This is a genomic window from Calothrix sp. 336/3 (assembly GCF_000734895.2).
GTDB lineage: Bacteria > Cyanobacteriota > Cyanobacteriia > Cyanobacteriales > Nostocaceae > 336-3.
The window spans coordinates 5,329,084-5,345,007 of record NZ_CP011382.1; the positions used below are offsets into that span (position 1 = coordinate 5,329,084).

Consider the following 15,924-nt stretch of genomic DNA (forward strand, 5'->3'; position numbering starts at 1 on the left):
ATGTCTTTGTCTTGATTTTGGCTCAATTTTCAAGCTTTGGTGATACTGCGGGGTGGGGATATTGGGTGTCATTGAGGCTTGCGATATTTATCTGGCAAAATATGCACAACGATAGATGTAATAGTGCGTAGAGCCTAACCTAAAATACAGTCTGGTCAATTGTGAATGATTAATTTAAATTGGCACAAATCTGCTAATTTACAGATATTGAAACAAACCCAATGCTAAACGTAAACCGTTGGCGGCAGAAAAATTCCTCTCCTCAATCATCCTCTATCAGAATTAGGCAAAATGGTGTCATCAAAATCACCGCTAGCTTTGCAATATTCGTCGGTTTAATTGTTCTGTTGGGCTGGTGGCTAGATATTGATACTATTAAGACATTTTTTTCTCTTAGTCAGTCATCAATGAAGGTAAATACAGCCTGCTGTTTTTTGCTTGCAGGAATAGGTTTAATTCTGTTTTTGCCAAAATCAGGCAGGGCAAAGCTCTACTCTCGCGCAGTTTGTCGATTCTGTGCCGGGGTAATTTTTCTGATAGGGGGACTAACTTTATTAGAGTATTTACTTGGGTGGAATTTGGGCATTGATCGCTTAGTTTTTGGGGAGCAATTAACTAGGGGAAGTACGCTTTTTCCTGGGAGGATGGGGTTTAATACTGCGATTAATTTTGTCTTACTAGGTAGGGCATTAGAACTATTAGCTAAACCGAAAAGTCCGCGAAGTTTCTGGTTATCCCAAAGTTTGACACTAACTGCGACTATTATGGCTTTACAGGCTTTGATAGGGTATGTCTATGAAGTCAAAATATTCTATGGGATATTACCAAACACAACGGTGATGGCATTGCATACAGCCATAACTTTTCTTGTGTTGTCCTTTGGTATTCTCTGGGTAGAACCAGAACAGGGTTTAATGGCAGTAATCACCAACCAAAGTGATGGAGGTTTGTTATTACGTCGTCTATTAATTGGGGCGATCGCTGCTCCTTTAATTCTGGGTTGGTTGATTTTGTTGGGAATAAAAGCCGGGGAATATAGTACCGCCTTTGCAATTTCTTTATTTACCCTGGTTATCATAGTTATTTTTGCTTTATTGATTTGGGTGACAGCTGCTGCGATGCAAGGTTTAACCAAGGAACGCGATCGCACTGTTCAAGCATTACACCTTCAAGAAGCGAAACTCCGTAGTTTTGTCGAAGCCAATATTATTGGAATTATTAGTGCAGATTTGTATGGTGGTATATATGAAGCCAATGATAAATTTCTAGACATGATTGGCTATACCAGGGAAGACTTCGTGACAGGTAAAGTCAATTGGAAAAATATTACACCCCCAGAATACACAGAATTAGAAATAGAAATCATTAATCAAGCTAAAATCACTGGCTCCTGTCTACCCTACGAAAAAAAATATATCCATCGAGATGGACATTTAGTACCAGTTGTCGTTGGTTTTAGCTTGGTAGGAGAAGAACAAAATGAGGCGATCGCCTTTATCCTCGACTTGAGCGATCGCCAGCAAGCAGAAACTGCCCTGCGGGAGAGTGAAGCCAGATTTCGCCTTGCCTTTAATAATATTCCTGATGTTTTTGTGATTTATGATGCTCAGAGAAGATTCCAGTTCGTCAACAATAGCGCCATCGAGCGTATACAAAAACCCTCATCTGCAATTATTGGCTGCACCGACGAAGAAATTTTGCCCCCAGAAGTCACAAATGTCTATTTACCTACCCTGATTCAAGCTACTCAAACTGCCACCCCCCAAACCCTAGAGACACAATTTCCTGTAGGTAATGATACGAGCCACCTCCTGATCAAGTACGTACCAATCCTGAATGAGCAAGGAAAAATGTCTCAAATTCTCGGCTTTGCTGAGGATATTACTGCCCAGAAACGAGTCGAAGCTACCCTACGCAATCAGCAAAAATGGTTGGAATATATCCTCAACCTCATGCCCCTCGCCTTCTTGTTGATTGAACCGGAAACAGCAAAAGTGACTTTTGCCAATAGAACTGCTGATATTTTAGCTGGGGGAGAATTTCCTAAAGGAAAACCTGGAGACGAGTATCACACGATATATTACTGTACGGATGAAAACGGCGATCGCATCCCCAATGCCCAAATGCCAGGGGTGAGGGTTGCCAAAGGAGAACGATTAGAAGGGGTAGAAATGGATTGGCACACCCCCACAGGTATTCGCTCTCTCCTGATATATGCCGATACCTTACCCACCATGCACGGCTATCCGGCAACCTGTGTATTAGTTTTTCAAGATATCAGCAACCTAAAAAATGTCGAAAAAGCTCTCAGCTTAGGATATAAAAGACTACACCTTTTATTTGATACAGCTAATGAACTACTGACAAGTCAAGATCCTGTAGTTCTAGTTGAGAACGTTTTCAGTAAACTTGCAGAGCAAATCAGGTTAGATGTTTACTTCAATTACTTAGTTGAGGAAAACGGTACTATCCTCAAACTCGCTTCCTATCGTGGAATTTCGGAAGCCGTCGCCGAAACCATTCAATGGTTAGAATTTGGGCAAGCTACCTGTGGCGTTGTCGCCCAAGAACGTCGCCCTATGGGTTTACAGAAGGTTCAGGAGCGCACTGATAACACCACGGAATTTATTCGCAGCGTCGGGATTCAAGCCTACTATTGCTGTCCATTGATTGCCCAGGGGAAGTTATTGGGAACCCTGGGATTTGGTAGTTGCTGTCGTTCCCAGTTCACTCAGAATGAAATTGGCATGATGCAAGCGGTATGCGATCAGGTAGCCACTGCCCTAGAGCGGGCAAGTTTAATCGCAGATTTGCAGGCACAAACTGAGCAACTGCGCGAAGCTAACCGCATGAAAGACGAATTTTTAGCCATACTCTCCCATGAATTGCGATCGCCACTGAATGCGATTCTAGGTTGGGCACAATTATTACGTTCGCGCAAACTTAGTGAAGTCCAAATTACCAAAGCCATTGAAACCATTGAACGTAACGCCAAAGCCCAAACCCAGCTAATTGAAGATTTACTGGATATTTCCCGGATGATTCGCGGACAGTTGCAGTTGAATGTCAAAAACTGCGATTTAATGAGAATTATCGAAGCAGCATTAGATACGGTTAATCTGGCTGCCCAAGCCAAGGATATTCATTTGATAACCCGCCTTGACCCCAGGGCGACTATGATTACAGGTGATAGCGATCGCCTGCAACAAGTTATTTGGAACTTACTTTCCAACGCCATCAAATTCACGCCCCAGGGTGGTAACGTCACCATAGAATTAACAGTTACATCCCCAGAAAGTTCAGCAAAATCTCGCCCGCACTTAGCTCAACTACGGGTGATAGATACAGGTATTGGTATCACTGCGGAATTTTTGCCCTACGTCTTTGACAGATTTCGTCAAGCAGATAGCTCCAGTACCCGCTCCCATGGTGGGCTAGGTTTAGGATTGGCGATCGTCCGCCATTTAGTAGAAATGCACGGTGGTACAGTTCATGTAGCCAGCCCAGGAAAAGACTTAGGTAGTATCTTCACCATCTACCTGCCCCTAGTCAAAACCGTTAATCCCCCCATATCCACAGATGTCTCTGCCCCAGAAAATCTTCTACCTAACTCCCTGCGGGGTATTCGAGTGTTAGTCGTAGACGATGAAGCAGACAGTAGGGAATTTCTCACAACTGTATTGGAACAATCTGAAGCAGAAGTTGAAACTGCTAGCTCAGTCGCTCAAGCATTAGAAATTATCCGTCAGTCTTTACCAGATGTAATTGTCAGCGATATTGGTATGCCCATGGAAGACGGCTATTCCTTCATCCGCAAACTGCGATCGCTCCCCCCCGAAGCCGGAGGAAAAATACCAGCTACCGCCCTCACTGCCTATGCTAGAGCCGAAGACAGACGACAAGCTCTGCAAGCCGGTTTTCAACTTCACCTCCCCAAACCCATCGATCCATCCGAATTAATCACCGTTGTTGCCAGTCTCGCCAAACGTCCCGCATCTTTTTAATCCGCATTATCAACTGGCACACCTATCACCCTAGGGTAAAATACACACCATATACCCCAAATACGCGGTAAATTTATATTTCTTCTCTCACTCTTGGGGAGATGAATTGTGACAATATCAAAAGTGATTGATTTGACTTGATATTAACTTCTTATCAGCTAACCCCCATCCGAAAAAGTTGATAAGAGATTTGTATTCAAACACACAAGACACATCTCAGGTTGCATATTACATAAGAACTTAACATACATAAACCTGATAGAGATATCTCATTTTCAAAGATATTCTGGAAGCACCAAGTCGCGGATTGCTTACCCGTTGTTTTTCCTTGACGTTTTCTGTCTAGGTAGCAATTTTCATCAGGGCTTATGTCAGTCCTTATGGGACTAATTTTACATCTCAACTCTCAGTAATTATTAAAAATTTTTGTTCCTGATATGATTTCCACCCAAGAAAAACCCACTCAATCAGCATTTAGCAACTCAATCATCAGTCATCTCCAAGTTAATTTTTTCCATGAAGTTATTGAAGGTATCCAAGATGGGATTCTAATTGCCACTGATACAGGTAATATTGTTTACAGCAATACCACTGCCCAACATATCTGCCGACAATTACAACCGGAATCCCAACAATCTCTCCAACTACCACCGAGTATTCAGAAAATTTGTTCTTTTCTCATTGAAAATAAAAGTTTGTTTCCCAATCAAACTATTACCCTCTCTGATGAAATCTTAGTTGACCAATTACACATTTTCCGAGTCAGGGTAAGATTTTTAGAGCTAAAAACTATCACATCTCCCTATATCCTGATCACCATTGAAAACTGCTATGAAAGCATCAAGAACACAACATTTTCGGAAATCAAACAGTATAACTTGACACAGAGAGAATCGGAAATTTGGTCTTTATATCGAGCTAAATATAGCTATAAAGAAATAGCTCAAAAGTTTTTTATCTCTCTGAATACTGTGAAAAAACACATGAAAAACATTCATGCCAAGCGTCATGCTTTCTTAGAATTGCAGCACCATTGATATCCCATAATGTCTTGCCCGACAATATCAAATCACACTGAGAATTATTTGCATTCTTTCAACTTATTTAATACAGCTAAAGCGTGACCTTTGGTTTTGACGTTTGACCAAATATAAATAATTTCCTGTTGGGGGTTGACTAAAAAAGTCGAGCGAATTACGCCCATATATTCCTTACCCATAAACTTTTTTAAACCCCAAACATCATAAAGCTCACATACTTGATGTTGGGAATCACTTAAAAGTTGAATTTTGAGATCATGCTTATCAATGAATTTACAGTGTGATTTTTCCGAGTCAGGACTAATACCAAGAATATTTGCACCTAAATCTCGAAAATCTTGAGAATATTCTGTAAAATCCTTTGCTTCAGTTGTGCATCCTGGTGTGTCATCCTTAGGATAGAAATAAATTACCAGCCATTGAGATACAAAGTCCTCTAAACTGACTAAGCTTCCATTTTGATTTGTGATGCTAAAACTTGGTGCTTTCTGTCCAACTTGCAACATAATTTGTAATCGTAAATATTGGCAATTTCCTGTAAAGCAAATATTATCATTGATAGGTGTTGCTGGTGAGTAGAGAATGACGTGGAGTTCATTAAAGGATAGGTTTCAGCAATTACCCTTAGTTCTAGCTGGACCAATTTTACGGCGTACTGAACCAAATCAAGTAACTGTCTGGATTGCCCTTAAGGAAAAGCGTACTGTCACCCTAGAAATTTTGAATAGTCAGGGAAGAAAATTATTCCATGGTAGTTATCAAACACTCCAGTTAGGAACTAATTTACATATTGTGGCAGTAACTGCATACAGCATGGTAAATTTACTGAATGACCATGAAACATATTTCTATAATTTAGATTTTGGTTATGGGCAAAAACTTTCTCACCCAGGTATAATTACGGCGACAGGAGAACTCTCGCCCATCACCTATCCGCAATATCAACTACCGAGCTTTTGCCTGCCACCAGCAAATATTAGTCAGTTACGTTTGCTACACGGTTCCTGTCGGAAACCCCATGGTGAAAGCTTAGATGCCTTGGCAACTGTTGATAAAATGATTGCTGAAGCTTTAATAAATAATCCTGAGAAACGACCTCATCAATTATTTTTAACTGGTGATCAAATCTATGCTGATGATGTGGCAGATGGTTTGTTATTCATGTTAATGGATGCGGTACCGACGTTGTTAGGATGGTCAGAAAAACTACCAGATGTAGATAATAATTTAGAATTAAATCCGGGGAGACGGAATCGTTTAGCGACACAAGTTGCTGGATTAACTGCGAGTCTGACGAAAACTAATCAAGTGGGAAATGTTGCCAAAAGCCATTTGATGACTTTTAGTGATTTCTGTTTGATGTATTTGTTTGCTTGGAGCGATTTGTTATGGGTAAAACCGGAGGATTTTCCAGATTTTTGTGAAGTTTTTAGTGATGAGCATCGCTTGCAATTGTCAGATAGGGAACTGCTACAAAAAGCAGCTTGTTATCGAGCAGAACTCTGTGATTTAAAAGATTTTCACCTGACTTTGCCCCAGGTAAGACGTGCTTTAGCCAATATTCCCACCTACATGATTTTTGATGACCATGAAATTACCGATGATTGGTACTTAAATATGGCATGGTGCGATCGCGTTCTCAGTAAACCCCTAGGTCGTCGGGTGCTGCAAAATGGACTCTTAGCATATGCGATTTGCCAAGGTTGGGGTAATACCCCCCATGAGTTTAGACATCCTCAACCAGGTGGAGTGCTGCTGCAAGCTGCTCAAGGATGGTTTGCATCTGGTGGTACTAATTCTCACCTAGAACAGGAAATTTCTCGACGTATTGGTTTGCCCACTGTCGCAGATATTCGCAATAACCACCCACGACGTTTGTCCCATAGTCATGGTTCTGTGACATGGCACTATACAGTAATTACCCCTAGTTATGAAGTACTGGTTTTGGATACTCGCACCTGTCGAGACTTTCCTGGTAAAGAATTTGATTTTCCTGGACTTTTGAGTGCTGAAGCTTGTCAGGAGCAAATTCCCCCCTTATCCCCCCAAAATCATCATAAATTAACCTTTGTGATTTCTCCTGGTCCCGTAATTGGTGTACCTTTTGTGGAGACTCTGCAAGTCGTTGCTAAAAACGTGGCAGAAAAACTTGGTTCTGCTGCTTGGGGTTTCGATCCCGAAGCTTGGAAATTAGAACCAAATGCTTTTGAGCGGTTGTTGTCTCGTTTAGCGACAAGAAACTTACCCAATCAGCAAAGTCGAGTGATTCTGCTTTCTGGAGATGTTCACTATGGTTTTGCCGCGCGTTTACAATATGGGGCAAATCATTCCTATGAATATCCCGAAAAGATATCTACAGAGTTAATTGCTGTGCAATTTACCAGCAGTTCGTTTAAGAATGAAGTCAGTTCTGCTGGTGGTAGTCGTTCCTTGCACCAAAAAGGTTTTATTCCGACAGAAGCAATTAATCACTTACCCAGTGCAGAGGTTTTAGGTTGGGCAAATCCTAGTGGTAAGGAGTTACTAGTAGGTGAAATTCATACGATGATGAGTGGTGTATTGTACAGCTTACCTTGGAGAATCAAAAATAATCCTGCGATCATTGATTTAGTTGCAGAGCGGAGTATTTTTCGAGGGTTGCAAATTACTAGACACCCAGAATGGTGGTATCGTGCTGACTTTATCTTGGCAAAACATGAGGCGATCGCCCCACCTCACAAACAATCTCTTCAGAACAATCTCTCGAATTCTGTACCCCTATTTGCTCCCTTACCCCAACAAGAACGGATATTTCCCCTAGAGCAATATCTCCAATTAGCCAAACAGCGCCACAAATATCTAGGAGAATGGGGTATGGGAAAGGAGATTGTCGGTGTGAATAACATTGGCGAAATTACCTTTGAGTTTGTTGATGGTAAGGAAGTTGCCGTACAAACCCTGTGGTGGCGACTAGAAAGTTGGGAAAAAGGTAAATTATTAGAACCTTTCCCCCTGACTCGCTATGAAGTTTCCTTGCACTTCGATGATGCAGAACACCCAATGGGTGATGTGTTACAGGAAGTTAAAAGCTAAGTGAATGTATCAATATTTTTGCCTCATAACTTAACTGTTATCTAATTGAGTGATTAATTTCTGCTGCTTGTGCTAATTGACATTGATGGCATAAGCCAAAAAACTCTAGAGTGTGGTAGAAAACGTTAAATTTGTGCATATCTTGTAATTGCACTTCCAACTCATGAACTGGACATTGATGAATGGGGATGGAAACACCACAACGTAGGCAAGTAAGATGATGCTTATCCTGTTGGGTAAGACTGTAGAGAGCTTCACCGTTAGCCAAAGTTCGCATTTGTACCATACCCTCAAGTTTCAGCGATTCTAAAGAACGGTAAACAGTAGCTAAACCCATGCTTTGGTTGCGATTACGTAATTCTACATAGATATCTTGGGCAGAAATACCTTGTTTCAGGGATTTGAGCAGACTGAGAATACGCTCTTGACTGCGGGTGCGTACAGCTTTCATAGACATGGGAACAGTAAGTAAATGCCAATTTATCGAAAATCTTAATTTTGGCTATGTTATAGCTTAATGATATTGCAGATTGGTCAAGGTTTTTGAGAAGTAGTGTAACAGAGAGAAATATAAATAGATATTGTCTATTCAGGGGTGGCAGGAAAGATATAGTATAGCGATCGCAGTATTCAGCAAAAGCCAGTGCAAAGGAAGTATCGAGCTAAAATTTTTGTTACCTTGCGTCCTTCAGTCTTAGATCCTGCTGGAGTCGCAGTACAGTCTGGATTAAAACAAATGGGATACGACGGTGTTGAGCAAGTGAGAATCGGTAAATATATTGAAATGACGCTGATATCTAGCGATGAACCCACAGCACGGCAAAAGCTCGATCAGATGTGTGATCAAATGTTAGCAAATACGGTCATCGAAAATTATCGCTTTGATTTAGTGGAAGTAGAAACTCAAACCGGAGTCTATTAGAAAAACTAGGGGAGCGAGGGGAGATTTGTTTCTCCATTCCCCCCTGAGACTTCTCCGAAGGCAATTATTCTCCATCACTCAATTACTCATCACCCATTCCCCATGACTAAATTTGGCATTGTTGTTTTTCCTGGTTCTAATTGCGATCGCGATGTTGCCTATGTCACCAAGGATATTTTAGGGCAACCCACACGGATGGTTTGGCACCAAGATACCGATATCAGTGATATTGATGTGATCGTAATTCCTGGGGGGTTTAGTTATGGTGATTATCTCCGTTGTGGGGCGATCGCCAGATTCTCTCCAGTGATGCGCGAGATCATTAACCATGGGAATCAAGGCAAACTGATTTTAGGTATTTGCAACGGGTTCCAAGTATTAACGGAAGCAGGTTTATTACCAGGTGCTTTGACAAGAAATAGAGATTTACATTTTATCTGCGATCGCTCCCCTTTAACTGTGGTACGTAGTGATTTGCCCTGGACACAAAACTATCACCCCTCAGAAACTATTCACATACCCATTGCCCATGGTGAAGGACGCTTTTATGCAGATGCCAAAACCCTCGCAGAAATTGAAGCTAATAACCAAGTTGTCTTCCGCTATGCAGAAAATAATCCCAACGGTTCATTAAATAACATTGCGGGAATTTGTAACCGTCAAGGAAATGTGTTAGGTATGATGCCCCATCCGGAACGAGTCTCTGATGCCATGCTTGGCGGTACCGATGGTTTAAAACTGTTTCAAGGAATTTTGTCACAGATGGCTGTCTTGGCAAGCTAGTACAGGGCGGCTGAAATAAACCACCCATTTCAAATGTCTGAAACACTTGCAGCAAAGTAATTACGTTAGCGTAGCTCTCCCGCAGGGAGCATTACGAATTACGAATTACGAATTACGAATTCCGCGTAGCGGTACTAGGCATTGCGCTGAAACATCTGAAGCCTCTGGCTTTCCCTAGGGGTAGTGATGAGGCTTCCGGTGAGCGTCAGCAGTTTAACTGAGGTTTTGCCGGCAGGTGGTGAATTCGCGCCTGTGCTTTCCTACGCTAAAAACCAACACATATCATCATATGATTATCTTTTACCGTCGATTTGACTGTAAAACCTGATTTTATTTAATTTTCCACACCATGCTGACAGATTTTTTGCCCTTTAGCTTTGAGTTAAATACAGTGGCGATCGCCGGTGCTAGTTTATGGTCTTTAGCATTGTATCTGGCTTTTTCACCAATCAGCGAGTGGTTAATGGTGCAATTAACACGATGGTTCAATTTTGCCGAGCGATCGCTCTACACCAGCAAGGCAGAATTTGAAAGAACTCGTGTGGCAAGAGAATCACAAAATTCTTTCTATGCCTCAATTTTCAGTATTTTCCCCTTTTTAATTATTGGTGCTTTGTGTAATTGGGGTGTGGAAATTAGCTTGGGCAGTAGTTGGGCAATTAGTATGGGAATGCTTGCCTGTATTGGTTGTGGTGTGTATGAATTAGGGCGCAGAGACGGAAGCAATGATGATGCAGACTAAATGCGGGATTTGGGATGTTCAATCACGGGGCAAGTCATGTCCTAAACAGCAGTAAATATACGTAAATAGTAGGCAACTTCTTTATTAAGAATTTACATTTAGCTGTTGTTGAGCGAATTCTGGAAGTGATAGGTTAAAATCGCCAACTGTATTGCTGTTGTGTCCTTTTTTGGTAGCGATCGCTCTCTCAGACAGGAGGACTTGTGATCACAGGTGGGAAAATCATCATGGCGATCGCAAATCCGCCAATTGTATTATCTGTTTTATCCCCAGTACCATAAGCTACTGTCACCGACTATATTATTGTCATCGTTGAGGAGAAATTGATTTGTCTATCCGCAAAAAAATTGCTATGGATGGATTAATAAACTGTCAAACAATTGTCAGTTATCCATCTCTCAACAATGTCATAAAGATAATAGTCCGGAAAACAGATTTCCCAGATGGGAGTGAGAAATAGGCTACTAGTACAAAAAAATCTCTTTTTTACATACCCCTATCACCAAATTGCTGCTGAGAGAACTGTTTACTTGTTCATTGATTTAATTCATATCCCTAATTTCCTAAATTTAAATGTTTCCAACAGAACCTGCTGCCGTCAATAATGGGTTTGCAACCCTCCTCAAAAATCGTAATTTCATGCTGCTGTGGATTGGACAACTTGTTTCCCAGTTAGCAGACAAGGTATTCTTTGTCCTGATGATTGCCCTACTGGAAAATTACCCTGCTCCATCAGGATTAGCACCCAATTCTATGTACTCCACCTTAATGGTGGCATTTACAATCCCAGCGATTCTCTTCGGTTCCGCAGGAGGGGTATTTGTCGATCGCTTCCCCAAAAAGCTGATTATGATAGGTTCCGACGTTATCCGAGGGATATTAACCATTTGTATTCCCCTATTACCTAGGGAATTTTTAATTTTATTAATTCTGACCTTTTTTATCTCTACAATTACCCAATTCTTTGCTCCCGCAGAACAAGCTGCAATTCCCCTGTTAGTCAAACGTGAGTCCTTATTAGCAGCAAATGCCCTGTTCAGCAGTACGATGATGGGAGCCTTAATTGTTGGCTTTGCCATCGGTGAACCCATACTCAGCTGGGGAAAAAGCTTTTTAGGTGATAATTACGGTCAGGAGCTAATAGTTGCTGTACTGTACCTCTCCTCTGGTTTGATCATGCAGCCAATTCACTTCAAAGATCATGCAAAAGTACTAGATGGGGAAAAAGCCATTAACCCTTGGACAGATTTTAAATCTGGGTTACGCTACCTCAAGAAAAATCGTCTGGTATTAAATGCCATGCTGCAACTGACGACTTTATATTGTGTATTTGCAGCGTTGACTGTATTAGCAATTCGTTTAGCCGCAGAATTTGGTTTAAAAGAAAAACAATTTGGCTTTTTCCTTGCTGCTGCTGGTGTGGGTATGGTGCTGGGTGCAGGAATTTTAGGAAATTGGGGCGAAAAATTACACCGCAAACCTTTACCATTGCTAGGATTCTTAATTATGGCGATGGTGTTAGGTGTATTTACCTTTACCCATCAATTACCTATCGCGTTGGGATTATGTGCTTTTTTGGGTGTTGGTGCTGCTTTTGTGGGTGTACCAATGCAAACTCTGATTCAACAAGAAACACCACCCACCATGCATGGTAAAGTTTTTGGTTTCCAAAATCATGCTGTCAATATTGCTCTCTCTGCACCCTTAGCAATAACTGGACCTTTGACTGATTTTTACGGTTTACGTACAGTTTTAGTGAGTATGAGTGTAATTGTGGCAATTGTGGGTGTATGGGCTTGGAAAAATACGAGAAAAGTTTTGCAAGATGTAATTTAGGAAACATCCATAACTAAATCTTCCTAGATACTAACTCATTACGTTTCATCAGCTTGGGTGTCAACATTACACCCCTATATATGTATCAATATTTGCGTGAATTAGTATAGTCTCTATCCCATAATCTGTGGGATATTTTTTTGAGTATTGCAACTAAATATTGGCAGTTATACCTCTGGCTTGATTTGCAATAACTGAGTCATACAGTGACACGTTAACAGAGGAACCACACGAAAGTCATTGAAAAATCTCCGTTTGACAAGGATTTTAGAACTTTTATTAGTTTCAGAATTTTTGTGAAATGGTGTTTATTTATATTTCTTCACATTTATCAAGAGATCCAAGTCAATGGCACCTACGTATACCTGATTGAAATGATGAAGGAGTTTCCAAAAATCGAGCTGCCATCTTGGGAGCAAGATAGACAATATTGATTCTAAAAATGTTTGTAATCGGATAAACCCGTAGAGACAACCAAATGTCACTACTAAAGTATCCGTCGCATTTTCTCAAATTGGTATCAACTCTTCAGACTTTGCTAAATGCAAATTTTGAGGGGAGATTTCCCATGGGTATTTGACTTCAACTTTTGAGAATAAACAAAAAGTGAACAGTTTTTGGTCTGGAAAATGAACAGTTAAATACCCGAAGATATAAAGCCATCCAATCAATTCTCTCTCCAATTCATTACTCAAATTTTAGTCCTAGGAGTAAAAAAATGGTTGCAAGCAATAGTACAAATCAGAGTCAATTACCGTTAAATTTTCGCACCCGAAAAATCAGAATACTGGCTGGGGTGGCATTTTTAGCTCTCAGTTTCACAGTCAGTTTAGCTGCGATCGCCCCCAAATATGTGACAGCTTCTGACCATGATGATGGAGAAACCGATACCAAGGGGCGGAATGTCAATTTAACAGATTTGTATGTGTTTCGGGAAAAAGACCAAAATCCCTACGCTAGCAAGGATGATTTAGTCTTCGTCATGAATACCAATCCTCGCTCCGTAGCACGTCAGCAATATTATTTCAGTACTAACGCTCTCTATGAATTCAAAGTTACCCGTGTAGCTAATCGGGATGGAACTCCTACGGGTAAAGAAGACGTAGTTTTACGGTTTCAATTCAATCCCCCTAGTTATAACGGTGAGCAGACATTTCAACTTACAGCGATCGCCGATGGGAATAAAAGAACAGCTACAGGTAAAACCACACCTTTAAGTCCTAATCCCAAAAATTCTCCAACTCTCAACCATCTCAACCTTGGAAAACATAACGTCACAGTGTTTGCAGGATTGCGAGAAGACCCCTTTTTCTTTGATGTGGAGCAATATTTCCGGGTGCGTGCAGGTGCATTGGGAATTGGTCCCGCAGTCGGTTTCCGTCCCGCAAACAAAGCTCTGGACTTTGCCACAGGATACAATGTCAACGCGATTGTCGTGAAAATTCCGCGCTCTCTCCTTGCAGGGAACAGTAACACCACCACCTTTGACGTGTGGCAAACCATTTCGGTAAAAAACCCCCAAACAGGGAAATTCCAACAGGTAGAACGTCTTGCTAGACCTGCTATTAACGAAGGTTTAGTAGTGACTAACGATTTTCTCAACGCTTTTAATAGTATTCCCCCCACCGCAGACTTAAGCAAAGCAGCAGCACCGGTGGTGGCAGAAGCCAAGAAAACACTGAAGGCAGTTGGTAACGATGATAACCGAGCTAACGCCCTCTTAAATGCGTTTCTACCAGATGTGATGCGGATAGATACTAATGTACCTAGTGGTTACGGTAAGGCTTTGAATGCTAAAGGCGCTCCTGTGACGGGTAGATTACTGAAGGATGATGTTATAGATACGACTTTAACGGTGGTCACTAACGGCAAAATTACCACTGATAACGTTTCCTACGAAGGTGCCCCAGGAAACCCTGCCCAAGGGCATAAACCCTTAGAAAGTCAATTTCCCTACTTAGCTGTACCGAATTAAGAAGTTAGGTAATGGGTGATGGGTAACGCTCTTGCAAGTTCCTCGAAAAACACTTTTCTCTGCAAACAAACCCCTTACTCATTACTCCTTACTCCTCACTCCTCACTCCTTACTTCTTACTCCTCACTCATTTCCGAATATGAATCAAGCTTTACCACAGAATAAATCGGTAAAAACCTATTGGTTAGGGGTAGTTTCCATCGCGATCGCTACTACCTTAGGAATTAGTATTTATACTTTTCTCAATTCTCAACTCACGAAAGTACCTGCACCCTACGGTTATCCCTTCGCTGTTTCTATACCAGGTGGGGGAAATCGCCAAGCAACTCTCCAAAAGGAAATTACATTTTATCAAGGAAAAGTACGTCAAAGTCCCGATAGTGGTTTACCCCTGGCGAGTCTGGCTCAAGCATACCTAAAAATGGCAAAAGCCACTGGTGACAACAATTGGTACTTATTTGCAGAGCAGTCAGCTCAGCGTTCCCTGGGGAATCTACCTTTTAACAATTCTGGTGCAACGATAGTACTTGCTCGTGTTGCCCAAGCCAGACATGAATTTACCACCGCCATTCGTCTTGCACAACAGGTATTGCAAGAACAACCCCGTAATGATAGTGCCCTGGCTATTCTAGTCACATCAAATCTGGCTATGGGTAATCTCTCCCAGGCAAAAATCGCCGCCGATACACTGGTAAATACGATTCCTACCCAAGGTCACTTTACCCTACAAGCTTTGGTACTGGCTGCCCAGGGACAGGAAAAAGCCGCAAATGATGCCTTTAAATACGCTTTAGCCGCAGAGGAACCGGGAGACATTAGTAATTCTGCTTCTACGAGAATCTTTCTCGGTCAATTTTATTACAAACATGGCAAGCTCACCTTAGCAGAGCAGCTTTACCAAGAAGCCCTGCGGATTTCACCTGGAAATCAACTGGCAATGCTCTATTTAGCTGAACTCAAAACCAGAAAGGGAGATTACCAAGGGGCAGGTAGACTTTATGCTCAAATTTTACCTGATTCCGAACAATCATCTGTTTATGACTATGCGGTATTTCGGGGACAAGCCAAGCTACAAAAGTTACAGGGTAATACTCAGGCAGCTAGTCAAATTTTAGACAAAGCTGAAACCCGACTGCGACAGGAAAATGCTACCGCAAATGGGAATGCTTCCTTTGGACATCGGCGAGATTTAGCACGGTTGTTATTAGAAAAAAATACCCCCACAGCCACCGCAGAAGCCCTATTTCTGATGCAAACGGAAATTAATATTCGCCGAGATGCCCAAACCTGGGATACCTTAGCTTGGGCATTTTTACGGTCTGGTGAAGTAAAAAAAGCACAGTCAGCAATTCAACAAGCTTTAAAAATGGGGACTAGGGATAGTGGCATTTTTTATCGTGGGGCGATGATTGAGCAAGCTTTGGGGAATCAATCCCAAGCAACAACTTATCAGAAATTAGCCCAGGAAGTAGACCCAACTTTTGATGAGCAAGCACGACGGACATCAGATATGGGATTAGATAGTTTGGGATTCTAGTAATTTTTTTATT

The 15,924-nt window shown here is 41.5% G+C and carries 11 protein-coding genes; 9 read left to right on the forward strand and 2 right to left on the reverse strand.

Annotated elements, in window-relative coordinates; translation table 11 throughout:
• The first annotated feature begins 221 nt into the window (after positions 1-221).
• Positions 222-4,004, forward strand: a complete 3,783-nt coding sequence (locus IJ00_RS22230) for an ATP-binding protein (protein ID WP_082127376.1) — start codon at positions 222-224, stop codon at positions 4,002-4,004.
• Between the two features lie 437 nt (positions 4,005-4,441).
• Complete coding sequence (locus tag IJ00_RS22235; RefSeq protein WP_035156842.1) at positions 4,442-5,041, forward strand: helix-turn-helix transcriptional regulator; 600 nt, start codon at positions 4,442-4,444, stop codon at positions 5,039-5,041.
• Between the two features lie 44 nt (positions 5,042-5,085).
• On the opposite strand, the gene bcp is transcribed toward IJ00_RS22235, so the two are convergent.
• The gene (gene bcp, locus IJ00_RS22240) at positions 5,086-5,550 is read right to left on the reverse strand and encodes a thioredoxin-dependent thiol peroxidase (RefSeq protein ID WP_035156844.1); all 465 of its coding nucleotides are present in this window, start codon (positions 5,548-5,550) and stop codon (positions 5,086-5,088) included.
• 76 nt (positions 5,551-5,626) lie between these two features.
• On the opposite strand from bcp, the gene IJ00_RS22245 reads away from it, so the two are divergent.
• Positions 5,627-8,116, forward strand: coding sequence for a hypothetical protein (locus IJ00_RS22245; RefSeq protein ID WP_035156847.1), 2,490 nt, complete (start codon positions 5,627-5,629; stop codon positions 8,114-8,116).
• A gap of 37 nt (positions 8,117-8,153) precedes the next feature.
• Here the strand turns inward: IJ00_RS22245 and IJ00_RS22250 are convergent, their stop codons facing one another.
• On the reverse strand, positions 8,154-8,567 hold the full coding sequence (locus IJ00_RS22250) for a Fur family transcriptional regulator (RefSeq protein WP_035156850.1): 414 nt from the start codon (positions 8,565-8,567) through the stop codon (positions 8,154-8,156).
• 192 nt (positions 8,568-8,759) lie between these two features.
• Here IJ00_RS22250 and purS point away from each other — a divergent pair, with 192 nt between their 5' ends.
• The 6 genes from purS to IJ00_RS22280 all read left to right on the forward strand — a co-directional run bounded on the left by purS (position 8,760) and on the right by IJ00_RS22280 (position 15,911).
• The gene (gene purS / locus IJ00_RS22255; RefSeq protein ID WP_035156853.1) at positions 8,760-9,038 is read left to right on the forward strand and encodes a phosphoribosylformylglycinamidine synthase subunit PurS; all 279 of its coding nucleotides are present in this window, start codon (positions 8,760-8,762) and stop codon (positions 9,036-9,038) included.
• A gap of 102 nt (positions 9,039-9,140) precedes the next feature.
• Positions 9,141-9,821: a phosphoribosylformylglycinamidine synthase subunit PurQ gene (gene purQ, locus IJ00_RS22260; protein ID WP_035156855.1), complete on the forward strand. Its 681-nt coding sequence runs from the start codon at positions 9,141-9,143 to the stop codon at positions 9,819-9,821.
• A gap of 349 nt (positions 9,822-10,170) precedes the next feature.
• Positions 10,171-10,563, forward strand: coding sequence for a hypothetical protein (locus IJ00_RS22265; RefSeq protein WP_035156857.1), 393 nt, complete (start codon positions 10,171-10,173; stop codon positions 10,561-10,563).
• A gap of 573 nt (positions 10,564-11,136) precedes the next feature.
• Positions 11,137-12,399: an MFS transporter gene (locus IJ00_RS22270; RefSeq protein WP_035156859.1), complete on the forward strand. Its 1,263-nt coding sequence runs from the start codon at positions 11,137-11,139 to the stop codon at positions 12,397-12,399.
• A gap of 718 nt (positions 12,400-13,117) precedes the next feature.
• Positions 13,118-14,374 (forward strand): DUF4331 domain-containing protein, encoded by a 1,257-nt coding sequence (locus IJ00_RS22275; protein ID WP_035156861.1) that lies wholly within the window; start codon positions 13,118-13,120, stop codon positions 14,372-14,374.
• A gap of 139 nt (positions 14,375-14,513) precedes the next feature.
• Positions 14,514-15,911 carry a tetratricopeptide repeat protein gene (locus IJ00_RS22280; RefSeq protein WP_052754515.1) on the forward strand — a complete coding sequence of 466 codons (1,398 nt, stop codon included), beginning with the start codon at positions 14,514-14,516 and terminating at the stop codon, positions 15,909-15,911.
• The last annotated feature ends 13 nt before the right edge of the window (positions 15,912-15,924 follow it).